Origin of the sequence: Amycolatopsis sp., from assembly GCF_035276945.1 — a bacterium.
GTDB lineage: Bacteria > Actinomycetota > Actinomycetes > Mycobacteriales > Pseudonocardiaceae > Amycolatopsis_E.
The window spans coordinates 18,032-39,624 of sequence record NZ_DATELF010000045.1 but is presented as its reverse complement, the minus strand read 5'-3'; the positions used below and the strand labels follow the sequence as shown (position 1 = coordinate 39,624).

Sequence of the window (21,593 nt, the reverse complement as noted above, 5' to 3'; positions counted from 1 at the left end):
GGCGGGAGTACCTGGGTGACGCTTTGCGGCGTGGCGCGACGGTGGGGCTCAGGGTCGTGGAGTCGCCTGCCATTGCTGGATGAAGCGTTCGTGCAGCTCCGCGCCGAGAGCCAGCGCGCGCTCGTGGAGCGCTCCGAAAACGAACGCGTCCGGTGCCGCCTCGCCTGCGGCGAGTTGGCGCAGCAACGCGCGGCAGGCGACCAGGTCATGGTGGTCGCCCAGCGTGCTTTGTGTCGCCTTCGCCGCTCTACGCCAGCGCTGTAACCGGCGTCCGAACGCGGGGAGGGCGGCTTCCGCGGTGTAGCGGGCTTGCTTGGCCTTTTTGCGGACCTCGTGCAGTCCCGCGTCGAGCTCCTCGCCGTTTTGCGCGTGGTCCAGGGCGCTGACGGCGTTGGTCAGCCGTCGGTGAGCTCGCCTGATCGCTCGGCTGAGCTCGTCTCGCGCCGCGCTCTCGGCGTGCGGAGTGAGTGGCGGTTCGGCGGCCGTTGCCTCCAGCGAGCCGAGAAGCGACGCATACCGGTGGCCGTTGAGCACATCGAGGGCAGCGGCACGCGCCTCACGGGTGGACTGCTCGAAATGCCGGGTCAGTGCGGCGCTGGCGCTTTCGACGTCCAGAGCCTCACCGACCGAGGACACCTGCTGAGCGAGCACCTCACGCATGACCTCGATGTCGCGGGCGTCGGACAACACCTGGCCTGCCCACCTCAGCTCTTCCGCGATGGGCGTCGTGCGCTCGCGGTCGAGCACCCTGCGGTAGCTGGTGAACAAGCTTCGCAGGCGGCGCATCGCGACCCTCAACTGGTGGACGGCGTCCTCCTCGTCACGGCGCACGCCGAGGTCGTGGCGCCGTACCGCGTCCACCTGAGCACGCAGATAGGCCAGGATCACCTCGCCGGCCGTCGACCGCCGGTCCACCCGGGCCCTGTCCGCGAGCACGTCGGCGAGCAGCCGGCGTAGCTTCGACGGCCAGTGCCCCGGCCGGGCACCCGAAGCGACCAGGGCCTCGCTCAGGTCGTCCAGCAGGTCGGGCGGTACCGCCTGGGCCAGCTCGATCTCCAGCTCACGCCACCCGTCCAGATGCGCGACCGGCCCGCCGGTCTCCCCGGTGACCTGGTCGTCGGTCAGTACCGCCACCCGCCGTCCGGACCGGTCGACGAGGTCGTAGCTGTAGCGCTCGGTCCGCAGATGCGCGACTTCGGTGAGGCTCTCCGTGCCGACCTCGGCGCGTACGCGCTCGATCAGTTCGGCCGGGACGTTGTCACCGGCATCCATCGGCAGTTGAACCTCGTCGCGGGCACCCGAGCCGGCCGGAAGTTTCAGATGCCATCCCGCGTCGGCGTCCCCGCTCCGTCTGCGCAGCGTGATACCCGCCCTGAGCAGGCGGTAGTCGTGGGTGTCGAAATAGGCGGCGTCGAGGATCGCCCGCACCGGCTCCCGCTGGGCGGCTACCGGCCCCACTCCGGTCAAGTGTGGCAGCGCGCGTCCGGGATCGAGGTCGAATTTCCGTTCCCGCTCGCGAATCACCAGTGGCACCACGCTCATTTCCCCGGGATGCCCGCCGCCGCTGAAGCGAAACTTCCTCCGGAGTCGCGGAACGGCCTGTCTGCCCGCCCCTGCCGGCGGTCACCGGAAGAAAACTGTCGGTGGGGCGAGGCATGATGATCCCATGCAGCTCACCGACATCGTCACCGCCTCCGCCGCCCTCGCCGCCACCCGCTCCCGCAAGGCGAAGATCGCCACGCTCGCGGACTTGCTGAACCGCGCCGAGCCGGGCGAACTCCCGGCCGTGGTCGCGTTCCTGACCGGCACGCCCACCCAGGGCCGGATCGGCACGGGATGGCGGACGCTCGCCGAACTCGGCGCGAACGCGTGGACCGGACCGCCCGCGTTGACGGTGTCCGAGGTCGACACGGCGCTGGGCGAGGTCGCCATCGCGTCCGGGAGCGGTTCGGCCCGGCGCCGCTCGGAGATCCTGCGCGCGCTGTTCGCCAAGGCCACCGAGGCCGAGCGGGAGTTCCTGTTCCGGCTACTCACCGGCGAGCTGCGCCAGGGCGCGCTGGAAGGCGTGATGATCGACGCCATCGCCACGGCCGCCGAGGTGCCCGCCGACGCGGTGCGCCGGGCGTTCATGCTCTCCGGACGGCTGCCCGTCACCGCGCTGGCTGCGGTCACCGGAGGCGAACGCGCGCTCGCCGAGTTCCGGCTCGAACTGGGCAGACCCCTGCGCCCGATGCTGGCTTCCCCGGCGGAGTCGCTGGACGAAGCGCTGGGCGAGCACGCCGCGCGCCTTGTCGAGTACAAAATGGACGGTGCTCGGATACAGGTGCACGTCGACCGCGACGAGGTGCACGTCTACACCAGGACGCTCCGGGAGATCACCGCGCACGTCGGCGAACTGGTCGACCTGGTGCGGGCGCTGCCGTGCGAATCCGTCGTACTCGACGGTGAAACCCTCGCGCTGACCGACGACGGCAGGCCACGACCGTTCCAGGAGACGATGAGCCGCTTCGGCAGCCAGTTCGGTGCGAAGATGCCGGCCAGTCGTGAGGAGCAGCTCCGCGCCCTGCTGCTGCGGCCGTACTTCTTCGACTGCCTGCACCTCGACGGCGTCGACCTGCTCGACGCGCCATTGCGCGAGCGGCACATGGCGCTGCGAAAGGTGGCCGGCGAGCACCTGATTCCCGGCGAGATCGAACCGGCCGACGCGGCATCCGTGCTCGAGGCCGCGCTGGCATCCGGTCACGAGGGGGTGATGGTCAAGTCGCTGGGCTCGGTCTACGCCGCGGGCCGCAGGGGCCGGGCCTGGCTGAAGGTGAAGCCGTCGCACACGCTCGACCTGATCGTGCTCGCGGCCGAATGGGGGCACGGCAGGCGCACCGGCTATCTGTCCAATCTGCACCTCGGCGCACGGGATCCCGACGGCGGGCCGCCGATCATGGTGGGCAAGACGTTCAAGGGCCTCACCGACGAACTGCTCGCCTGGCAGACCAGGACGTTCCAGGAAATCGAGACCGCGCGCGACGACTGGACCGTCCATGTGCGACCGGAACTGGTCGTGGAGATCGAGCTCGACGGCGCCCAGGTGAGCACCCGCTACCCGGGCGGGGTGGCGTTGCGGTTCGCCAGGGTGGTGCGGTACCGGCCCGACAAGGAACCCGCCGACGCCGACACGATCGACGCCGTACGGGCCACCCTGAGAGGCTGACCGATGAACGCCTTACCGCCCAAGGAAGATTGGATTGGTCAGCGCGGCCATCGCGCCGAAGTTCAGGCCGGGCGAGAGCGCCGGAGCGCCGGGGGTGCCGTCCGCCTGCGGGTGCCGCACTTCGGCCCGGACGTAGGCCGACACGTCCGGCGTGGTCAGCCAGGTCACCGTGCCCGAACCGCTCGCGGGCAGGCTCTGCTGGAGGATCTGGCCCTCATCGGTGATCAGCCGGACGGTCCCGTTGGGCACGCCGGTCACGTCCAGCCGCACCGCGACGCGGTCCCCGCCGGTCACACCGAGCCGCTCACCGATACCGGCCGACCGGCCCCGCGGCCCAGTGGCCACAAAGGACAGATCGACCGCGGCCGACTCCGCGATCCAGGTCCGGCCCGCGCGGAGGCCGGCGAGGATCGCGTCCCGGCTCAGCGCGTCGGCCAGCACGACGTTCTGCGGCAGGCCGATCACGTTGCCCGGGTTGTGCGCGTCGCTGTTGCCCATCGCGGGCAGCCACCGGTCGCCGCCGCGGGCGGCCGCCACCAGTTTCGCGTCCCACTCGGCGACCGCGGCTTCGTCGTCCCAGGTCCACGGGCCGTTCCACACCTCGATCGCGTCGAAGCCGGTGTAACCGAACTTGAAGTTGCAGGCCACCCAGGGGCAGTAGGGGTGCGCGGCCACGCACAACCCACCGGAACGGTGCACGTCGCGCTGATACTCCGGGAGCGCGTGATCCCGGGAACGGTACCGCCACTCGACGAACTGGCCGGGCCGCAACCCCAGCGCGAGCCAGTGCCCGTTGCGAGTGGTGACCTCTTCGCCGAGCATGATCAACAGATCGTCACCGGCGAACTTTCCCCACACGCCATGGGACGAGGAGGTGTTGTGGTCGGTGGAGGTGATGAAGTCCAGCTTGGCCTCCCGCGCTCCAGCGGCCACCTCGGCGGGCAGGCGCCGCCCGTCCGAGTAGACCGTGTGCAGGTGGCAGTCGCCGCGGTACCACGCGCGGCCCCGGCCCTTGGCCCGGGCCGGCGGGTAGTTCGGTTGGTAGGCCGCGCCCGGCGGGCCGTAGGTGAGCGTCACCTCGACCCAATAGTCCATGCCGCCGGGCGCGACGGTGTACGGGCCCAGCACGATGTGCCAGGTGCCCGGCATGATCTCGCCCGGGAGGTAGCCCGGGGTCGCTTCGGTTCCGCTGATCGAGAACCGGTCGCGGAACCCACCGGACCAGCCGCGGAATCCCGCGCCGCCGAGGGCGATCCCCCGCGCGTCGAAAACGCCGAGATCACACACGTTCCCCGGGGTGCCGGAGGGCACGGTCGGCTTGTCGTAGCCGTACACGGCGGAAATCTGGTTGGCTCCAGGCGGCACCTGGACCGGCAGGTACGCGAAATCCGGTGTACCAGGATCGAAATGTCCGGTGATCACCTTGGTCCAGGTCTGGCCCTCCGCCGCGGTCGCGAAGGAGACCGGGCCGAGGGTGGTCACGCCCGCGACCGTGGCCGCGGTGAGGAATCCGCGCCGGGAGAAATCCGGCCTGCCACAATCCGCCCCAGTGCACATGCCGTCAGACTGTGTCAAACATTCGTGACCATCGGGCAACTTTTGGCTGAACGAAGGAGGTTCGCGGGCAGATTCGGCTGACCAGCGGCTCGTCGCCCGCGCGAGTTAGGGTGCAGACATGGCAATGGTGAAGAACGTGGTCACGTCCGGGGTCTTCGAACTCGACGGCGGCAAGTGGGACGTCGACAACAACGTGTGGCTGGTCGGCGACGATCGCGAGGTGCTGGTCATCGACGCCGCGCACGACGCCGAGGCGATCGCCGAGGCGGTGGGCGACCGAGCCGTTCGCGGGATCGTGTGCACCCACGCGCACAACGACCACGTCAACGCCGCACCGGAGCTGGCCGAGCGCACCGGCGCGCCGATCCTGCTGCACCCGGACGACCGGGTGCTGTGGGACCTCACGCACCCGGACCGCGCGCCCGACGCCGAGCTTGCCGACGGACAGGTCCTGAAGATCGGCGGCACCGGGTTGAAGGTGCTGCACACGCCCGGGCATGCACCCGGCGCGGTCTGCCTGTACGCGGAGGAGCTCGGGATCGTGTTCACCGGTGACACGCTCTTCCACGGCGGTCCCGGGGCGACCGGTCGGTCCTATTCGGACTATCCGACCATCGTGCGTTCGATCCGGGAGCGCCTGTTCGCTCTCCCGGGGACCACGACCGTCCACACCGGACACGGCGAGTCCACCACGATCGCCGAGGAGAAGGCTACTTCCGGAGGCTGGGACTAGACACGACGAAATTCTTCGCGCGCGCCCAGCGAACGAGACCGGCGACGTCGATGCCGTGGGGAGCGGCGCCGGCATAGGGCTCGATGGCGTCGGCGCCGCGTGCCAGCAGTGCCTGCGCACCCTTTTCGTTGCCACGCGCCGCGTGGGTCAGGCCGACGGCCAGCTGCGCCAGGCCCTTCCAGAGGGTGCGCTCAGGGCCCTCGGTGGACTTCCACGCGTCCTCGAAAACCTCGTGGGCGTGGAAAGGCTTGCCCTCGTCAAGCAGCCGTTGCGCCTCGGCCAGCGTCTCTTCCGGGGTCCGTACCACCCCCTCGGGCTGCCGCGACACCCCCGGCGCCCCGTACGGCAGTGGTCGTCCCAGCCCGTCGCGCGGGCGCGCGTTGCGTGCCCGGCCCTGCTCGTCCCGATCCCGATCGGCCACCTGACCGAGGGTAGTCTGAGGACTCGTGCGTTTTCTCGATGGCCATGGGCCCGCCCACGATCTGACCTACGACGACGTGTTCCTGGTGCCGAACCGGTCGGATGTGGAGTCCCGCTTCGACGTCGACCTCGCCACTACCGACGGGACGGGCACGACCATCCCGATCGTGGTGGCCAACATGACGGCGGTCGCCGGCCGCCGAATGGCCGAGACGGTCGCGCGGCGGGGTGGACTGGTCGTGCTCCCCCAGGACGTCGACCCGGCCGCCGTCGCCGACATCGTGACCTGGGTCAAGACCCGGCACATCGTCTGGGACACCCCGCTCGTGCTGACCGGCGGCGATGCGGTGGCCGACGCGCTGAATCTGGTGGGCAAGCGCGCACACGGCGCCGTCGTGGTGGTCGACGAGGACCGGCGCCCGGTGGGCATCGTGGACGAGCAGGCGTGCGCGGGAGTCGACCAGTTCACGCGGGTTTCCGAGGTCGCGATACCGGCCGTGGTGACCTGCACCCTGGACACCCCGGCGCGAGAGGTCTACGAGCACCTGCACGCCGCGAGCGCCCGGCTCGCCGTGGGTGTGGACGGTGACGGAAGGCTGGTCGGGGTGCTGACCCCGACGGCGGCCCTGCGCACCGACATCTACGCACCGGCCGTCGACGGCGAAGGCAGGCTCCGGGTCGCCGCCGCCATCGGTGTGAACGGAGATGTGGCCGCGAAGGCGGAGGCGGTGGTCGCGTCCGGTGTGGACGTGCTTGTCGTGGACACCGCGCACGGGCACCAGGAGAAGATGATTTCCGCGCTGAAGGCGGTCCGGTCGCTGTCACCGGGGGTGCCGGTCGTGGCCGGCAACGTGGTCACCGCCGCAGGCACCCGCGATCTGATCGACGCCGGAGCCGACGTGGTCAAGGTCGGCGTCGGGCCCGGCGCGATGTGCACCACGCGGATGATGACCGGGGTCGGGCGTCCGCAGTTCTCCGCGGTGGCCGAATGCGCGGCCGCCGCCCGCGAACTGGGCAAGCACGTGTGGGCCGACGGAGGTGTGCGCCACCCCCGCGACGTCGCGCTGGCCCTGGCCGCCGGGGCGTCGGCGGTGATGGTCGGGTCCTGGTTCGCGGGCACCCACGAATCCCCGGGCGACCTGCGCTACGACGAAAACGGCAGGCCGTACAAGGAATCCTTCGGCATGGCGTCCAAGCGCGCCGTGGCCGGCCGGACCCGGACCCGGGCCGACAACGCCTTCGACCGCGCCCGCAAGGCCCTGTTCGAAGAGGGCATCTCGTCGTCGAAGATGATGCTCGACCCGGCCCGGCCGGGAGTCGAGGACCTGCTCGACTCGATCTGCTCCGGCGTCCGGTCCGCGTTCACCTACGCGGGGGCGCGAACCACCGAGGAGTTCGCCGAACGCGCGGTGCTCGGTGTCCAGTCCGCCGCCGGTTTCGCCGAAGGCCGCCCCCTCCCCGCCGGCTGGTGAACCTCAGGCTTCCTCGAGCGCTTCGCCAAGTCCCGCAACGGCCCGGGACCAGTGCTGGTCGGCCAGCACGTGGCCGGCGACCACGACGACCGCGACCGGCCACTCGATGAACCCGAAGGCCGCCAAAGCGCCCAAACCGGCGTAAAACGCCAGACGCTCCGGGGGCGGCACGTGCACGGTGCCCAGCACCGGTAACTCCATTCGCCGGCCAACCGCCGGACCGGCCGAACCCGATGACATCGTCCACCTCCATCGACGCAGGTCATCGGGTACCACGCCGCCGACGGCTCACGCATGCCGGCGACACCGGAATCCGGCCGGCTCGGGACGATCCGGTCGAAGGGCATGCGACGCCGGAGCGTCGCATGCCCCCGGAGGGTCAGCCGTGGTCCTCCAGCATCTCGGTGACCAGGGCGGCGATCGGAGAACGCTCCGAACGCGTCAAGGTGATGTGCGCGAAGAGCGGATGTCCCTTGAGCTTCTCGATCACCGCGGACACGCCGTCGTGACGGCCGACTCGCAGGTTGTCGCGCTGCGCCACGTCATGGGTGAGGACGACACGAGATGCCGTGCCGAGCCGCGACAGCACGGTCAACAGCACGTTCCGTTCCAGCGACTGCGCCTCGTCGACGATCACGAACGCGTCGTGCAGCGAGCGGCCGCGGATATGGGTCAGCGGCAGGACCTCGAGCATGCCCCGGTCGAAGACCTCGTCGAGGACTTCCTGGCTGACCAGCGCGCCGAGCGTGTCGAACACCGCCTGGGCCCACGGCTGCATCTTCTCGCTCTCCGAGCCGGGCAGGTAGCCGAGATCCTGACCACCGACCGCGTAGACCGGCCGGAACACCACGACCTTGCGGTGTTCCCGCCGTTCCATCACCGATTCCAGCCCCGCGCACAGCGCCAGCGCCGACTTTCCGGTGCCGGCCCGGCCGCCGAGCGAGACGATGCCGACTTCCGGGTCCAGCAGCAGGTCCAGCGCGATCCGTTGTTCGGCCGACCGGCCGTGCAGGCCGAACGCCTCCCGGTCGCCGCGCACCAGCCGGACCTTCTTGTCCTGGGTGACCCGGCCGAGGGCACTCGAAGAGCCGGACAGCAGCCGCAACCCGGTGTGGCAGGGCAACTCCCCGACCTCGGGCAGGCCGAACTCGGCCAGATCCACGGGCCCCTCGGAGAACAGCGCGTCGATCGCCTCCTGCGGCACCTCGAGATCGGCCATTCCGGTCCAGCCGGACGGGGTGACCTCCTGCGCCCGGTACTCGTCGGCGACCAGGCCGACCGCACCGGCCTTGACTCGCAACGGGATGTCCTTGGTGACCAGGATCACACCAGACCGCTCGGCGGCCAGGTTCAGCGCGCAGGCGAGGATCCGGTGGTCGTTGGAGTCGGTGCGAAAACCGGGCGGCAGCACGGTCGGGTCGGAGTGGTTGAGCTCGACGTGCAGGGTGCCGCCCTGGTCACCGATCGGGACCGGCGCGTCCAGCCTGCCGTAGGTTCGCCGCAGGTCATCGAGCAGGCGCAGCGCTTCGCGCGCGAACCAGCCGAGCTCGGGGTGGTGCCGTTTCGCCTCCAGTTCACTGATGACGACCAGTGGCAGCACGACGGCGTGCTCGGCGAACCTGCTGACCGCCCAGGGGTCGGAGAGCAGAACCGAGGTGTCGAGCACGTAAGTGTGCCGCTGGGATTCGGAAGATAGCGGGCCCGGGTCCTCGGTGCCTGTCGCACTGGTAGAGGCCTTACGGGGCGAACGCTGCGCAGTCACGGCATCTCCCTCGTGGGCGTGGCACCACGCCCGCACTAGCTGGGCCGGGCACCGCCCTGGCTGCCCGCGCTCACTGACACCGGAAGCGTCAGCGGGCGCGGCCACAAGGGCCGGGTGCCGGCCCCCTCGTGCGTTGCGCGAACGACCACGTGGCCACCGCCACTGCCGCTCCGTTCAACTACCGCCACGACCAGGGCCTCCCGTGATGTTCCGCAAGGTCACGGACCATCACCTCGCAAGTTACCTGCGTTCCGTCGCCGGTGCAGGCAGCCAGGCAGGTGATTCACGAGGATGTCATCTCACCGTAGGTAGAGCCGGCGGCGACAGTGTGTGCATGTCAAGTACCGAATCGGCGATGCCGCCAGGCATAATCACGCAGCGCACGCAGGAAGTCGACTTTCCGGAACGCCGGCCAGTACGCCTCGGTGAACCAGAACTCGGAGTGCGCGGACTGCCAGAGCAGGAAGCCGGACAACCGCTGCTCGCCGGAGGTCCGGATGATCAGGTCCGGGTCCGGCTGGCCCGAGGTGTAGAGATGCTCGGAGATGTGATCGACATCGAGGATCTTGGCCAGTTCCCGGATGGAAGTCCCCTCGTCGGCGTGCTGGAGCAGTAGTTTCTTGACCGCGTCGGCGATCTCCTGGCGACCGCCGTAGCCGACCGCGATGTTGACCTCCATGCCCTTGCGGTCTTCCGTGCGCGCGGACGCGGACTTGAGGCTGCGCGCCATGTCGATCGGCAGCAGCTCCAGCGCCCCCACCATTCGCAGCCGCCACGGGGTTCCCGGCGCGGCCAGTTCGTCGACGACGTCCACGATGATCTTGAGCAGCGCCTCGACCTCTTCCTGGGCGCGCCCGAGGTTGTCCGTGGACAGCAACCACAGCGTGACGACCTCGACGCCGGCTTCGCGGCACCAGGACAGGAAGTCCGCGATCTTGCGCGCGCCGACCCGGTGACCGTCCGAAACGTCGGTGAACCCGGCTTCGCGAGCCCAGCGGCGGTTGCCGTCCAGCATGATCGCGATATGCCGTGGATGGCGCCCGACGGCCTGCTGCACCAGCCGCCGCCCGTATGCGCCGTACAAAACCCTGGACACGAACGACCGAAGACTCACGTCGGACCAGCGTACGCACACCCGTTGGGCGAGTGGCTTGGGCCACCGGAGCGGCCGCGTCACGTGATCGGCCGCACGCCGACGTCAACGCGCGAAAAACCTACGGTCCCGTAGCCTGAGGAGGTGACCGTTGCGCCAATGCCCATCGCCGCCGTCCGCCCCCGGCTCCGCGGACACATCCACTTCTGGAGCTTCTTCGGCGCCCTCGCCGGCGTGGTGACGCTGGTCGCCCTCGCGGCCTCCACCGTCGGCGCGGAAGCCGCGCTGGCCACGTCCGTGTACGGCCTGACCGTGCTCGGTGTCTTCGGCGTCAGCGCGCTTTACCACCGGCGAGTCTGGAGCCCTCGTGGGTATCAGTGGATGAAACGCGCTGATCATTCCATGATCTTCTTGTTCATCGCCGGCACCTACACACCGTTCTCCCTGCTGGCGATGTCGAAGCCGACGGGATACGTGGTGCTGGGCGTGGTTTGGGGCGGCGCGCTCGCCGGGGTGGCACTGAAGATGCTGTGGCCGACCGCCCCGCGCTGGTTCGGCGTACCGATCTACATCGCCCTCGGCTGGGTCGCGATCTTCGTCCTACCAGAACTCGCCCGCCACGCCGGCGTCGCCGCTCTGGTGCTGCTCCTGGTGGGCGGCGCGTTCTACACCCTCGGCGCCGTGTTCTACGCCGTCCGCTGGCCGAACCACTGGCCCGAGACCTTCGGTTACCACGAGTACTTCCACGCCTGCACGGTTCTCGCCGCCATCTCGCACTACATCGCGATCTGGCTCGCCATGTACGCCTGAAGACAAGAAATCAGAAAAGAGACCCGTCACGGTTTATCTGTCTCACCGGCGGCCCGAGTCCTCTTCTTGCGCCTCTTGCTCTCTGGAAACTTCGGGCCAGCCGAATATTTTACCACAGTTCCACGCTTCTGCGTAGAGCTACGTGCGATTGTCTCACGGCCAACCAGATCGCGTAAAATGTCGCGCGCCTGATACACGTCGACATCAAATAACCGCTGAATTGTCCTGTTGTTGATATCGTCGTAATCATTGATGTGATCAATAATTTTCTTGTCGATATCACCGATAGCACGGCCCCCCTATCCCCCCCTCTATGGTAGGCCACAGCGTTACCCAATTGCGTCACCACCTCGGCACGCAAACGATATGAGGGATACCTTCGATTCATTGTTGCACGGGTCGGCTCCAAAATATTGGCCGGATCAACCGATAACCGAAGCAGAACAGCTTGCGACTCTTCCACCGTGCGTTGAAGCTCATGAGCAATAACGTCAGCCTTGACAGTTTTCTTCTCGCAGAGATGACGGACTATGAGAAGGGTGTCCGTATCGTTCTGCTCGGCCGTCGGCAGGGTAGACAAGAATTTTGTAGTACGAACTTTAGGTGGCTGTCCCCTGAACAGCACGGATACCCGGCTTGAATCTTCCGTGATGATCGGGATATCCCGGCCGGACCGGATCATCTCCCGATACATCCGGTCGACACCCTGCCCAACTTCTTCCGCAAGCCCCAGGACACGGAATCCCGAGGCGAGCGCAGAAAAACGCGCCCTTGAACCATGAGTCAAGATGTTCCTGGTGGTTATTCCCGAGACCAACGGACCAGGGGAGTCGATCCGTAGATACTGGGGCGAGTGTTCGATCTGAATCGGAACACGGAGTCGCCAGTCGCCATGGATAAACGCGTTTGCCAGCGCTTCGCGCACCGCGAGCGAGGGATAGTCTTCGATCTGCAATTGCTGACCATCGGGCAGAGTGACCGGCGTTATCCCCTGACGCGTCCGAATAAGCTGTATTAATTCTTCAAAGGCGGTCACCGCCGGACTCGAAAGCCGCGCGATCGAATCAACCTCCCCGGACTGTGTCCTTTTATGCTGTTAAACAACGATGTCCTCGGCCAGATTCTTTGCTGGACCGCACAAAAGAATCTCTCCGGACCTCGTCAGTGATCCATCGTCCGCAACGGCCTTCAAGACGCGCAGCAGGTCTTTGTCGTTAAAAGCTGCATACCGTTGACGAGTTACGTCCGTGGAAGCCGCAAGGAGACGTCGGATGTATCGCATGGCCAGAGGGTCGACATCTTCGATTGGTCGCCGGCTTGGACCGGCAGACCAGTCTATCCCCCTCCGCTCCTCGGCGAGGCGAGCGACATTCATCGGCCCCATCGGCACACAGTCGGTACTTATCCGCTGATGAGTATATCCTTTCGTCGTCGAATATACGTCCAACCCCTCGGGAACCCTTATCTCGAGCAGTCGCTTTCCAGAAAATTCAAACGCTTCGACATCTACGAGTAAACCTGGGTTAGTAAGTTGATGGATTCGCGACCGTAGCACTCCAGAATCAAGATCGCATCCAACAAACGCGTCTTCGCCCGCTTTGCTGTCCGCTACCCCAACGATGATCGTCCCACCGCTCCCGTTCGCGAAGCAAACGGCCGCCTCGGCGAGATCGCCGCATGCTTCCTTGAAGTTTGTTTTCTGCTCCTTGAAGTCGAGTCGCTCGGTCTCGACCTTCGAAGCCGACTTGCCATTGAGCACAGCCTTGAGTTCGGGCAGGACCGTGGTCATCGTTTGACTCTCCTTTGGGGCAAGTAACAGTGTGACAGTAAACCCAAAGGAGGCTCAAAGCTCGGCGACTCCGTCCAGTTCGTGCCAGGCCGTCACACGTCGGGCAGGGGCGAGAATCCCGAGAACCGTCGAGCACCAAACTCGCAGCGCAGAGGGTTGTCGATCTAGAAACGCCAGGTCGAAGTCGGCGGACGCGGGCAACTCCCCGGCCTCGGCACCTGCGGCAAGGCTTGGCGCAGCATTTCCCGCCGCGGTCACCGCTCAACGACCTGGCGGTGGGAAAACTCAGCGCCCCGATCACCGACATCGCTCCACTGCCCCTGCCCGAGGGGAAACCGCTGGTCGGCCATGGCTTGACGAGCCGGTCACGGAACCTGTCGAGCGGTTCGGGGTGCCGGTGCCGCTCTACCAGCAGCGAGCCGACGGTGGTCATGGCGTTGGCGCGCAGCAGGTTGTGGTGAATGTTCTTCAGGATCGCCAAGGCATGCTCGCGCGGAGGTCAGGGTGCCGCGCCCCGCCACCGCGGTCGTCCGCGTTTCGCGTGGCGATTTCGATTCGGGCCGGTTCGCCGAGGTCCAGGCCATGACCGAGGAAACCGGGAGCTACCTGGTCCCGGCGATCAGCAAGCTGGCTGATCACCTATCACGCGGGCGCCTCGCCCAAGGAGCACGCCGAGCAGATGAGCCGGCTGAAGCAAATGATCCTCGACGCCCGCGCCGACGCGGAGAAGGTCGGCGTCAACTTCATCCCGATCGTCAACTACCCGGTCAACTGGACGACCTGAAACGGCTCACGTAGCGGCGTTGCCAGGGCGTTTCGACCGCGTGCGGGTCGTAATGCTCCCGCACGTAGGCCACGGCCCGGTCCGGCGGGACACCGTCGAGGACGGCCAGGCAGGCCAGCGCTGTGCCGGTCCGCCCACGGCCGCCCGCGCAGGCGACCTCGACGCGTTCGGTTTCGGCTCGCCGCCACGCCTCGGCCAACGCCGCTCGCGCGGCCGAATCATCGCTGGCGAGCCGGAAATCGGGCCACCGCACCCAGATCGATTCCCACGGGACCGCCGGGGGCTCCTTGCCCAGCAAGTAAAGGGCGAAAGCCGGCAAGGGCCCGCCGGGTAGAGGCCGCGTCAACCCGCGACCCCGGACAAGGCGCCCCGACGGCAGCCGCAAGATACCGGGCGCGGCCGGGTCCCAGGTTTCGGACATGCCGATCAATGTAGGACCTCGCCCGGCGACCGTGGTGGCCCCGCCGGGCACCCCTTCATCGTGTCGGGAAGCACCACTGCCGGGTTCTTCGTTGGCAGCTACATGATCGTCTCCTTCTGGTGTCACATTCACCCGCTGGGCGGGGTCAGTGCTTTGACACGGCTCAACGGAGGAACGTGACGATGGACGCAGAGTTCTTGGCGGTGCGGTTCGAGGAGCACCGGCCCCAGCTGAGGGCAGTGGCCTACCGGATGCTCGGTTCGCTGAGCGAGGCCGATGACGCCGTCCAGGAGGCCTGGCTACGGCTCAGCGGTTCCGACGCGGACGCGATCGAAAACCTGGGTGGCTGGCTGACCATCGTCGTCGGTCGGGTGTGCCTGAACATGCTCCGATCGCGCAAGCGCGAGGAACCGCTGAGCGTGCACGTTCCCGATCCGGTCATCACCACCGACGACGGTCCCGGCCCCGAGCACGAGGCGCTGCTGGCCAACTCGGTCGGCCTCGCGCTGCTCGTGGTCCTGGAAACGCTGGCCCCGGCCGAACGACTCGCCTTCGTGCTGCACGACCTGTTCTCCGTGCCCTTCGAGGAGGTCGCCGAGATCGTCGGACGCACGCCCGCCGCGGCACGGCAACTCGCCAGCCGCGCCCGCCGCCGGGTACAGGGCGCGTCCCCGGCCCCGGACGCCGATCTGGCCCGCCGACGTGAAGTCGTCGACGCGTTCCTGAGCGCGGCGCGTGGTGGCGACTTCGACGCGCTCGTCGCGGCGCTGGACCCGGAAGTCGTGGTGCGCACCGACCGCGGCGCGCTGCGCCCGGGCGTCATCCTGCGCGGCCCGCATGCGGTGGCCGAAGGAGCGACGACGTTCGCGCGGTTGGCCGAGTTGGTACTACCCGCGCTGGTCAACGGCAGCCCCGGAGCGATCGGCATCGTGGACGGCAAGCCGGTCTCGGTCGCGGCGTTCACCGCCAGGAACGGGAAAATCGTCGCGATGGACATCATCGCCGACCCGGAACGACTCGCTCGGCTCCTTTCGGCCTAAGACGGGGCGTCGACGAGGGTGCGAGCGTGGGGGCGGAGACACTCGCACAGCTGGTTCACCGCGGCCACCACCGTAATCGCACGGGGTGAGGTGAGGCGGCCGTGCCCGAGGAACCAAGCTTGTCCTCGTCGACATGAGAAAGCACGTAGCGGTCTCGCACCTGGTTCAGAAATTTTTTCGGCATTTGCCGGACCGCCGCGCGGCAACCCGGCCGCCGTCTTCAGTTTGCGGGTATCGAAGACGGTCCAGCAGGGCTCACAAACCGTGACGTACACGGCATCGCCGGGCTGTGGGTCGGCCTGATCTTCCTGAGGCGGCCGGGCGCCAACTGGCTCCCGTCCGCGCCTAACGCCGGCGGAGTCGTCCGCGGGGTGCTCGGCCTTGGCGTCGAAGGACTCGTGTATCGCCGTGCTGATCGTCATGTACGACCAGTCGGCGAACGCGTTTTCCGGCGTCCGCGGCGCTGGCCGCCGTTCGGCGCGTCCGGACGCTCGCCGGACGCGACCGCCCCTACTCCTTCAGTCCTGGGCCAGGTCCGGCCCCTTCGTGCGCAAATCGTCGACCTTGGACATCGCCTCACGCAGCTCGCCGAGCCAGCTTTCCGCGTGCTCGCCCACCAGGCGTACGGCCCAGGCCAGGGCTTCCGACCGCGAGCGCGCCACGCCCGAGTCGACGAGTGTGTCGAGCACCTTGCGTTCGGGCTGCCGCAGCCGCGTCATCACCGGCACGGACAGCGTGGTGAACAGCTCCTTGGTACCGCCGATCCGCGCACCCCAGGCGACCTTGCGCCCATAGCGGTGCTCCGCCTGGCGCGCGATCTCGATGCGGTGCTCCCGGGTGTCCTCCCGGAACCGGCTGATCCGCCCCGACTCCGCCGCCGCCCGCGCCGCGTCGTCGTCGAACTGCTCGGCGAGCGGTGGCAGCTCGCCGACGATGAGGATCTCCTCGCGATCGACCGTGATTTCGGGGGCCGAGACGAACCAGTCGTCCGGCAGCCGCCCGGCGAACCACGCCGCGGCGTCCTCGGCGGATGGCACCTCCGCCTGTTGCCAGCCGCCCCGGCCCTTCCAGCCCCGATGTCCGTGTGTACGCATGACCGCCTCCGGATTACATAATTACCTTGATACAGAGATTACCGCGCACATCGTTGACCTGGGCCCATGTTCACCCCGGGCGAAAGGGTCAGGACAAGGCCGTCTCGAGGGCGTCCTGGCTGGTGACCGGTCGGTCGCACACGTAACCGCGGCAGACGTAGGCGGCCGCGCCACCGTCGACCAGTGGCCGGTCCATCAGCAGCGGCACGCTGTCCGGCGGGCCGGCGAGCACGACGCCACCACCGGGCACTTTCCGGGCCGCCGTCGCGCGGAGTTCGGACCACGCGGCGGGGTCCTGACCGACGACCGCGACCTGGATCGGCCCCGCGAGGAGCGCCTCCGCGACGGACAGCCAGTGCCCGGCGAACCGCGGCATCTTGGCGGCGAGTTGCCCGGCCCGGAGCACCGCGCTCTCCGCCGCGTCGCGATACCGCGCGGCCCGGTCCGGGCCGACCAGTACCGACGCCGTCACGAGCGCCCCGGCCAGCGAAGATGCGCCCGAAGGGCTGGCGTTGTCGCCGGGATCGGACGGCCGGTGAACCAGCGTCTCGGCGTCGTCGGCGGTGTCGTGGTAGGCGCCCGGCGTGCCCTCCACGCCGAACCGGTCCAGCGCGATGTCCAGCAAGGCCGTCGCCTCCGCGAGCCAGTGAGGGTCGCCCGTCGCCTGATGCAGCGCGAGCAGCCCGTCGGCGAAGCAGGCGTAGTCCTCCAGCACCCCGGCGGCCGCCCCGGCCTTGCCGTCCCGCGAACTGCGCCGCAGCCTGCCGCCGGTCAGGTGAATGTCCAAAACAGACTGTGCCGCGCGCCCGGCCGCGGTGATCCATTGTGGCCGGTCCAGTGCCACCCCGGCGTCACACAACGCACTGATCGCGAGCCCGTTCCACGCCGCGATCACCTTGTCGTCGCGGTCGGGCCGCGGCCGCTGATCCCGGCTCGCCAGCAGGGCGCGGCGAACCCGCTCGTAGCGCTCGTGGTCATCGGGGTCCGTGCGCAACTGAAGCACGGACGTGCCGCGCTCGAAGGTGCCCTGTGCGGTCACCCGGAACAATTCCGCCGCCCAGGCCCCATCCTCGGCGCCCAGAACGTCGACGAGTTCCGCGGGCGTCCAGACGTAGGTCAGCCCCTCCTCGCCCAGCGTGTCGGCATCGAGTGACGCGGCGAAGCCGCCCTCGGCGGTGCCCAGCCGGTCCAACAGGAAATCGCCGGTCAGCCCGGCGACCGCTCGGGCCCGCGCGGAACCGGTCAGCCGTGCCAGGTGGGCGTAGACCCGCAGCAGCAAGGCGTTGTCGTACAACATCTTCTCGAAATGCGGCACCACCCAGGCGGCGTCCACCGAGTACCGCGCGAACCCGCCGGCCAGGTGGTCGTGCATCCCGCCCCGGGACATCGCGTCCGCACACTGCCCGGCCAGGGAAAGCGCCTCGTCCGAACCGGTTCGCTCATGGTGCCGCAGCAGGAACTCCAGGACCATCGACGGCGGGAACTTCGGCGCGGAACCGAATCCTCCGTTGACCCGGTCGGCCTGCTCGCTCAGCCGCAACACCGCACCGGCGAGCACGTCTTCGTCCACAGTGGACTCCGGTAGCGGCCCGGTCTGCTCGGCGAGGTGCGTGACGATCCGGCCCGCGCCCTCCCGCAGCTCCGCGCGCCGGTCGCGCCATGCCTGGGCCACCGCGACCAGCAGATGCCGGAACGACGGCATCCCGGGGCGGGGCTCCGGCGGATAGTAGGTGCCACAATGGAAGGGCTCGCCGTCCGGGGTGAGGAAACATGTCATCGGCCAGCCACCCTGGCCGGTCATCGCCTGGGTCGCGGTCATGTAAACCGCGTCGATGTCGGGGCGCTCTTCACGGTCCACCTTGATGTTGACGAAGTTCTCGTTCATCAACCGAGCGGTCTCGCTGTCCTCGAAGGACTCGTGCGCCATCACGTGACACCAGTGGCAGGCGGCGTAGCCGACGGACAGCAGGATCGGCACGTCCCGCCGTTTCGCCTCGGCCAGCGCTTCGGCGCCCCACGGCCACCAGTCGACCGGATTCCCGGCGTGTTGCAGCAGGTACGGACTGGTCGCGGCGGCAAGTCGATTGGCCATACCTACAGGCTAGGCTTCGGCCCGTGCTTGTTCTTGATCAGCGCGACATCGAGTGCCACGTGCCGTCCTCCGGTGCGCTGGTCGGCAAGCCGGCGGTGCGCGACGAGAACCGCGACAAGAACAAGGCACAGGCGATGGCCGGCGAACGCGACGGCGACGGCCAACCGCACGGTGGACACGACCGATCCGGCGTCGGTCGCCACCGCGGTGGCCTGGTGGGAGGGGCTCACCTCGGCCGGTGTGAGGGCATGGTGGTCAAGCCCACGGGCAACCTGACCCGGGCGGGGTGCCCGGTGCCTCGTGCAGCCGTGCGTGAAGGTCCGGGGACGGGAGTACCCGCGGATCATCTACGGCCCGGACTACATGCTGGACGAGAACCTGACCAGCCTTCGGAGCCTCGGCTGCAAGCGCGCGCTCGCCCTCCGCGAGTACGCGCTCGGCTTTGAAGCCCTCCAACGCGTCGCCTGTGGCGAGCCGATCTGGCGCGTGAACGAGTGCGTGTTCGCGGTGCTCGCCCTCGAGTCCGAACCCCTCGACCCCCGCCTCTGGGAACTATTTCGAATTGGTTTGCGTAGCGCGGTTAGCGGCGCAAGCCGACGGCCTTACCGCAAGCCACCGCTTTGAAACCACAACCCAAGGCCGAAGTCGGCCGCCGCGAAAGCTGGACTCGCCCGGGTCAGCCGGAGTGGTCGCTTTTTTCTTTCGCGCTCGTGTCCGCCGGCTTCTCGGCTTCGGTCGTGTCCGGGTCTTCGCCGGGGGCGGGCTCGCCCCCGGCGGATTCCTCCGGCGGGTCGAAGCTGGCAGGCACGCGTTTGAGGTGCTTGGTCATCGAGCGCACCAGGAGGGCCACCGCGATCAGGAAGAGAAGCAGCAGCAGGAAGCCCACCGGCGAGGACTTGCCGAAGTCCTCGCCCTGGCCGCCATTGTCACCGTTGCCGGGCTGTTGCGACAGCACCATGGCGGTCGTGTGGACCGGCGCCGTCACAGCCACCAGCACCGCGCTCATCGATGACTCCAGACCTCGTTACGATTCGGCGCCCAGTCGATCGCCTCACCAGGGCGCTACCTCCGAGTGTAGGACCCGTCTCGCCACGGAGAACCGTCAGGTGGCCACCTTCTCCCGGACTCCGGCGAACAGGTCGTCCTCCGGGAGCGTGCTGTCCACCAGCGAGCGGACCAGCTCGTACTCCTCGGTCGGCCACAGCTTCCGCTGCATCTCCAACGGCACCGCGAACCACCGGCTGTTCGGATCGATCTGCGTGGCGTGCGCCTTGAGCGCCTCGTCGCGGACCTCGAAGTAGTCGCCGCACCCGATACGCGTGGTGACCCGCTCCATCACGTCGGCCCAGTCGGGATTCCACCGTTCGAGCCACTCGGCGTAGGGCGACTCGAGACCCGCGCCGACCAGCGCGTCGTGGAAGAGCTGCATCCGGGCCCGCGAGAAGCCGTGCATGTAGTACAGCTTGAGCGGCTGCCACGGATCCCCGGCGTCGGGGAAGCGGTCGGGTTCCGGCGCGGCGTCGAAGGCCGCCATCGACACCTCGTGGCAGCGGATGTGATCGGGGTGCGGGTAGCCACCGTTCTCGTCGTAGGTCAGCACCACGTGCGGGCGGAACTCGCGCATCACCTTGACCAGCGCGGCCGTCGGCTCCTCGAGCGGGACCGTGGCGAACGAGCCCTCGGGCAGCGGCGGCGGCGGATCACCCTCGGGCAGCCCCGAGTCGACGAAACCCAGCCAGTGATGCCGCACGCCCAGGATCTTGGCGGCGCGGGCCATCTCCTCACGGCGGACCTGCGGCATGTTCTCGCGTATCCCCGGCTTGTCCATGGCCGGGTTGAGCACGCTGCCCGCCTCGCCACCGGTGCAGCTGACCACCATCACCTCGGCGCCCTCGGCCACGTACTTGGCCATGGTCGCCGCACCCTTGCTCGACTCGTCGTCCGGGTGTGCGTGCACCGCCATCAGGCGGAGCAAGCCGGACCCCGGTTCAGACACCTGCTCGTCAGATCCCACCATCCGTGCAACGGCCCCTTCTCGCGCCGGTATTCCCGGCTGACGGATAATCAAAACCATTGGCACCCATTGTCACCGAGGGGTACGACAGTTCCGACGAGGAGGCCCGGTTGAACACCCGCACGTTGCCGGAGGGGCGCTACGGCCCGGCACGTGGCCGACCTCCACGACACTGGCGGCGCTGGCTGTTCACGCTGGTCGCGCTGGTGGCGAGCGGTTTGGTCGCGTGGGTGGCCTACCTGAACCTCGGGCCGGCGCCGATCTCCGCGGACCGGGTGTCGTTCGACGAGAAGCCCGGCAACGTCATGTCGGTCACAATCAACGTGACTCGGGACGACCCGGCCAGGCCCGGGGTCTGCATCGTGCGGGTCCGGGACATCTCCGGCGCGGAAAGCGGGCGGAAGGAGGTCTACGTCCCGGCCGGCGACGGGCACAGCCTGCAGACCACCGTCGTACGTAGCACCGATCGCCCGGTCACCGCGGACATCTTCGGGTGCTCCTACGACGTACCAACGTATCTGTCAAGAAGCTAGCGGCCAACGGGGTGAAATCCTCGCCGAGTGTCCGATAAGTGAGAAAGCGGGCGGTCAGCCGCCCCCTTTTCGTGCTATTCTGTTCTACCGGCACGGCCCGACGGGCCGTGTTTTTCCTTTATCTCGGCCGCACTGGCTGGTGTGCCAGTGTGGCCGGCCGGCTTGTATACCCATGCCCGGCAGGCACGACGAGGAGATGGTGACCGTGAGCGACACCCAGGTGACCTGGCTGACTCAGGAAGCCTACGACAGGCTCAAGCACGAGCTCGACGAACTGATCGAGAATCGTCCGGTCATCGCCGCGAAGATCAACGACAGCCGGGAAGAGGGCGACCTCAAGGAGAACGGTGGCTACCACGCGGCCCGCGAGGAGCAGGGCCAGGCCGAGGCCCGGATCCGCCAGCTGCAGGAACTGCTGCGCGCCGCGAAGGTCGGCGAGGCGCCCCCCAACGACGGCACCGCGGAGCCGGGCAAGATTCTCACGGTTCGCTACGAAGGTGACGACGAGGACGAGAAGTTCCTGCTGGCCACGCGCGAGGAAGGCGCGGAGGGCGAGCTCGACGTGTACTCACCGGAATCGCCGCTGGGCAAGGCCCTGCTGGGCGCCAAGGAAGGCGAGACGCGCGAGTACGACCTGCCCAACGGCAGGACCCAGAAGGTCAAGCTGATCAAGGCGGTGCCTTATACCGGCTGAGCGCTGAAACGTCCCGGAGAGGCCCGTTCCGGATATCCGGAACGGGCCTCTCCGCCGTTACGGCAACCGATTTCCGGAAC

General features: G+C 68.3%; 21 protein-coding genes and 2 pseudogenes. 8 read left to right on the top strand and 15 right to left on the bottom strand.

Annotation, left to right across the window (positions count from 1 at the left end):
• Positions 1–48 precede the first annotated feature (48 nt).
• Positions 49–1,542, bottom strand: a complete 1,494-nt coding sequence (locus VJT49_RS06115; protein ID WP_324163708.1) for a CYTH and CHAD domain-containing protein — start codon at positions 1,540–1,542, stop codon at positions 49–51.
• A gap of 124 nt (positions 1,543–1,666) precedes the next feature.
• Between VJT49_RS06115 and VJT49_RS06110 the strand changes: the two genes are divergently transcribed.
• On the top strand, positions 1,667–3,205 hold the full coding sequence (locus VJT49_RS06110; RefSeq protein WP_324163707.1) for an ATP-dependent DNA ligase: 1,539 nt from the start codon (positions 1,667–1,669) through the stop codon (positions 3,203–3,205).
• Positions 3,206–3,217: 12 nt separating this feature from the next.
• On the opposite strand, the gene VJT49_RS06105 is transcribed toward VJT49_RS06110, so the two are convergent.
• Positions 3,218–4,762, bottom strand: coding sequence for a CehA/McbA family metallohydrolase (locus VJT49_RS06105; protein WP_324163706.1), 1,545 nt, complete (start codon positions 4,760–4,762; stop codon positions 3,218–3,220).
• A gap of 118 nt (positions 4,763–4,880) precedes the next feature.
• Between VJT49_RS06105 and VJT49_RS06100 the strand changes: the two genes are divergently transcribed.
• Entirely contained in the window at positions 4,881–5,495 is a 615-nt protein-coding gene (locus VJT49_RS06100) for an MBL fold metallo-hydrolase (RefSeq protein ID WP_324163705.1), read from the top strand.
• On the opposite strand, the gene VJT49_RS06095 is transcribed toward VJT49_RS06100, so the two are convergent.
• The gene (locus VJT49_RS06095) at positions 5,473–5,916 is read right to left on the bottom strand and encodes a DUF309 domain-containing protein (RefSeq protein ID WP_324163704.1); all 444 of its coding nucleotides are present in this window, start codon (positions 5,914–5,916) and stop codon (positions 5,473–5,475) included. The two genes, VJT49_RS06100 and VJT49_RS06095, sit on opposite strands and share 23 nt — an antisense overlap.
• 25 nt (positions 5,917–5,941) lie before the next feature.
• Here VJT49_RS06095 and VJT49_RS06090 point away from each other — a divergent pair, with 25 nt between their 5' ends.
• Positions 5,942–7,387 carry a GuaB1 family IMP dehydrogenase-related protein gene (locus VJT49_RS06090; RefSeq protein WP_324163703.1) on the top strand — a complete coding sequence of 482 codons (1,446 nt, stop codon included), beginning with the start codon at positions 5,942–5,944 and terminating at the stop codon, positions 7,385–7,387.
• Positions 7,388–7,390: 3 nt separating this feature from the next.
• On the opposite strand, the gene VJT49_RS06085 is transcribed toward VJT49_RS06090, so the two are convergent.
• The 3 genes from VJT49_RS06085 to VJT49_RS06075 all read right to left on the bottom strand — a co-directional run bounded on the left by VJT49_RS06085 (position 7,391) and on the right by VJT49_RS06075 (position 10,263).
• Positions 7,391–7,576 carry a hypothetical protein gene (locus tag VJT49_RS06085; protein ID WP_324163702.1) on the bottom strand — a complete coding sequence of 62 codons (186 nt, stop codon included), beginning with the start codon at positions 7,574–7,576 and terminating at the stop codon, positions 7,391–7,393.
• Between the two features lie 190 nt (positions 7,577–7,766).
• Positions 7,767–9,053 carry a PhoH family protein gene (locus VJT49_RS06080; RefSeq protein WP_324163701.1) on the bottom strand — a complete coding sequence of 429 codons (1,287 nt, stop codon included), beginning with the start codon at positions 9,051–9,053 and terminating at the stop codon, positions 7,767–7,769.
• A gap of 433 nt (positions 9,054–9,486) precedes the next feature.
• Complete coding sequence (locus VJT49_RS06075) at positions 9,487–10,263, bottom strand: isoprenyl transferase (RefSeq protein ID WP_324163700.1); 777 nt, start codon at positions 10,261–10,263, stop codon at positions 9,487–9,489.
• Between the two features lie 138 nt (positions 10,264–10,401).
• On the opposite strand from VJT49_RS06075, the gene trhA reads away from it, so the two are divergent.
• A complete protein-coding gene (trhA, locus tag VJT49_RS06070; RefSeq protein WP_324163844.1) occupies positions 10,402–11,052 on the top strand; it encodes a PAQR family membrane homeostasis protein TrhA in 651 nt (216 codons plus the stop codon).
• A 109-nt stretch (positions 11,053–11,161) separates the two neighbouring features.
• On the opposite strand, the gene VJT49_RS06065 is transcribed toward trhA, so the two are convergent.
• From VJT49_RS06065 to VJT49_RS06055, 3 genes are all read right to left on the bottom strand, one after another.
• On the bottom strand, positions 11,162–12,088 hold the full coding sequence (locus VJT49_RS06065) for an ATP-binding protein (protein ID WP_324163699.1): 927 nt from the start codon (positions 12,086–12,088) through the stop codon (positions 11,162–11,164).
• Positions 12,089–12,148: 60 nt separating this feature from the next.
• Positions 12,149–12,841: an ATP-binding protein gene (locus tag VJT49_RS06060; RefSeq protein WP_324163698.1), complete on the bottom strand. Its 693-nt coding sequence runs from the start codon at positions 12,839–12,841 to the stop codon at positions 12,149–12,151.
• A 767-nt stretch (positions 12,842–13,608) separates the two neighbouring features.
• A complete protein-coding gene (locus VJT49_RS06055) occupies positions 13,609–14,046 on the bottom strand; it encodes a protein phosphatase (RefSeq protein WP_324163697.1) in 438 nt (145 codons plus the stop codon).
• Positions 14,047–14,228: 182 nt separating this feature from the next.
• On the opposite strand from VJT49_RS06055, the gene VJT49_RS06050 reads away from it, so the two are divergent.
• A complete protein-coding gene (locus VJT49_RS06050; protein WP_324163696.1) occupies positions 14,229–15,086 on the top strand; it encodes a sigma-70 family RNA polymerase sigma factor in 858 nt (285 codons plus the stop codon).
• On the opposite strand, the pseudogene VJT49_RS35085 reads toward VJT49_RS06050, so the two are convergent.
• From VJT49_RS35085 to VJT49_RS06035, 4 genes and pseudogenes are all read right to left on the bottom strand, one after another.
• A pseudogene (locus VJT49_RS35085) lies at positions 15,083–15,249 on the bottom strand (acyl-CoA dehydrogenase); the annotation flags it as partial. The gene VJT49_RS06050 and the pseudogene VJT49_RS35085 sit on opposite strands and share 4 nt — an antisense overlap.
• A gap of 355 nt (positions 15,250–15,604) precedes the next feature.
• Positions 15,605–16,180 (bottom strand): hypothetical protein, encoded by a 576-nt coding sequence (locus tag VJT49_RS06045; protein ID WP_324163695.1) that lies wholly within the window; start codon positions 16,178–16,180, stop codon positions 15,605–15,607.
• 88 nt (positions 16,181–16,268) lie between these two features.
• Positions 16,269–18,272 (bottom strand): thioredoxin domain-containing protein, encoded by a 2,004-nt coding sequence (locus VJT49_RS06040; RefSeq protein WP_324163694.1) that lies wholly within the window; start codon positions 18,270–18,272, stop codon positions 16,269–16,271.
• Between the two features lie 2 nt (positions 18,273–18,274).
• Positions 18,275–18,502, bottom strand: coding sequence for a hypothetical protein (locus VJT49_RS06035; RefSeq protein WP_324163857.1), 228 nt, complete (start codon positions 18,500–18,502; stop codon positions 18,275–18,277).
• On the opposite strand from VJT49_RS06035, the pseudogene VJT49_RS06030 reads away from it, so the two are divergent.
• Positions 18,444–18,818: pseudogene (locus VJT49_RS06030) on the top strand (polynucleotide kinase-phosphatase); the annotation flags it as partial. The gene VJT49_RS06035 and the pseudogene VJT49_RS06030 overlap by 59 nt on opposite strands.
• A 130-nt stretch (positions 18,819–18,948) precedes the next feature.
• On the opposite strand, the gene VJT49_RS06025 reads toward VJT49_RS06030, so the two are convergent.
• Both VJT49_RS06025 and mca read right to left on the bottom strand, forming a co-directional pair.
• The gene (locus VJT49_RS06025) at positions 18,949–19,278 is read right to left on the bottom strand and encodes a hypothetical protein (protein WP_324163693.1); all 330 of its coding nucleotides are present in this window, start codon (positions 19,276–19,278) and stop codon (positions 18,949–18,951) included.
• Positions 19,279–19,374: 96 nt separating this feature from the next.
• Positions 19,375–20,289, bottom strand: coding sequence for a mycothiol conjugate amidase Mca (mca, locus tag VJT49_RS06020; protein WP_324163692.1), 915 nt, complete (start codon positions 20,287–20,289; stop codon positions 19,375–19,377).
• A 65-nt stretch (positions 20,290–20,354) separates the two neighbouring features.
• On the opposite strand from mca, the gene VJT49_RS06015 reads away from it, so the two are divergent.
• Both VJT49_RS06015 and greA read left to right on the top strand, forming a co-directional pair.
• A complete protein-coding gene (locus VJT49_RS06015; protein ID WP_324163843.1) occupies positions 20,355–20,819 on the top strand; it encodes a DUF4307 domain-containing protein in 465 nt (154 codons plus the stop codon).
• Positions 20,820–21,015: 196 nt separating this feature from the next.
• Positions 21,016–21,513, top strand: coding sequence for a transcription elongation factor GreA (gene greA, locus VJT49_RS06010; RefSeq protein ID WP_324163842.1), 498 nt, complete (start codon positions 21,016–21,018; stop codon positions 21,511–21,513).
• The last annotated feature ends 80 nt before the right edge of the window (positions 21,514–21,593 follow it).

Coding starts and splice junctions, on each gene's coding strand:
- VJT49_RS06045 (WP_324163695.1), bottom strand. CDS start 16,180: ATGCGTACACACGGACATCGGGGCTGGAAGGGCCGGGGCGGCTGGCAA.
- trhA (WP_324163844.1), top strand. CDS start 10,402: ATGCCCATCGCCGCCGTCCGCCCCCGGCTCCGCGGACACATCCACTTC.
- VJT49_RS06115 (WP_324163708.1), bottom strand. CDS start 1,542: ATGAGCGTGGTGCCACTGGTGATTCGCGAGCGGGAACGGAAATTCGAC.
- mca (WP_324163692.1), bottom strand. CDS start 20,289: ATGGTGGGATCTGACGAGCAGGTGTCTGAACCGGGGTCCGGCTTGCTC.
- greA (WP_324163842.1), top strand. CDS start 21,016: ATGGTGACCGTGAGCGACACCCAGGTGACCTGGCTGACTCAGGAAGCC.
- VJT49_RS06110 (WP_324163707.1), top strand. CDS start 1,667: ATGCAGCTCACCGACATCGTCACCGCCTCCGCCGCCCTCGCCGCCACC.
- VJT49_RS06025 (WP_324163693.1), bottom strand. CDS start 19,278: ATGAGCGCGGTGCTGGTGGCTGTGACGGCGCCGGTCCACACGACCGCC.
- VJT49_RS06060 (WP_324163698.1), bottom strand. CDS start 12,841: ATGACCACGGTCCTGCCCGAACTCAAGGCTGTGCTCAATGGCAAGTCG.
- VJT49_RS06050 (WP_324163696.1), top strand. CDS start 14,229: ATGGACGCAGAGTTCTTGGCGGTGCGGTTCGAGGAGCACCGGCCCCAG.
- VJT49_RS06055 (WP_324163697.1), bottom strand. CDS start 14,046: ATGTCCGAAACCTGGGACCCGGCCGCGCCCGGTATCTTGCGGCTGCCG.
- VJT49_RS06100 (WP_324163705.1), top strand. CDS start 4,881: ATGGCAATGGTGAAGAACGTGGTCACGTCCGGGGTCTTCGAACTCGAC.
- VJT49_RS06040 (WP_324163694.1), bottom strand. CDS start 18,272: ATGGCCAATCGACTTGCCGCCGCGACCAGTCCGTACCTGCTGCAACAC.
- VJT49_RS06105 (WP_324163706.1), bottom strand. CDS start 4,762: ATGTGCACTGGGGCGGATTGTGGCAGGCCGGATTTCTCCCGGCGCGGA.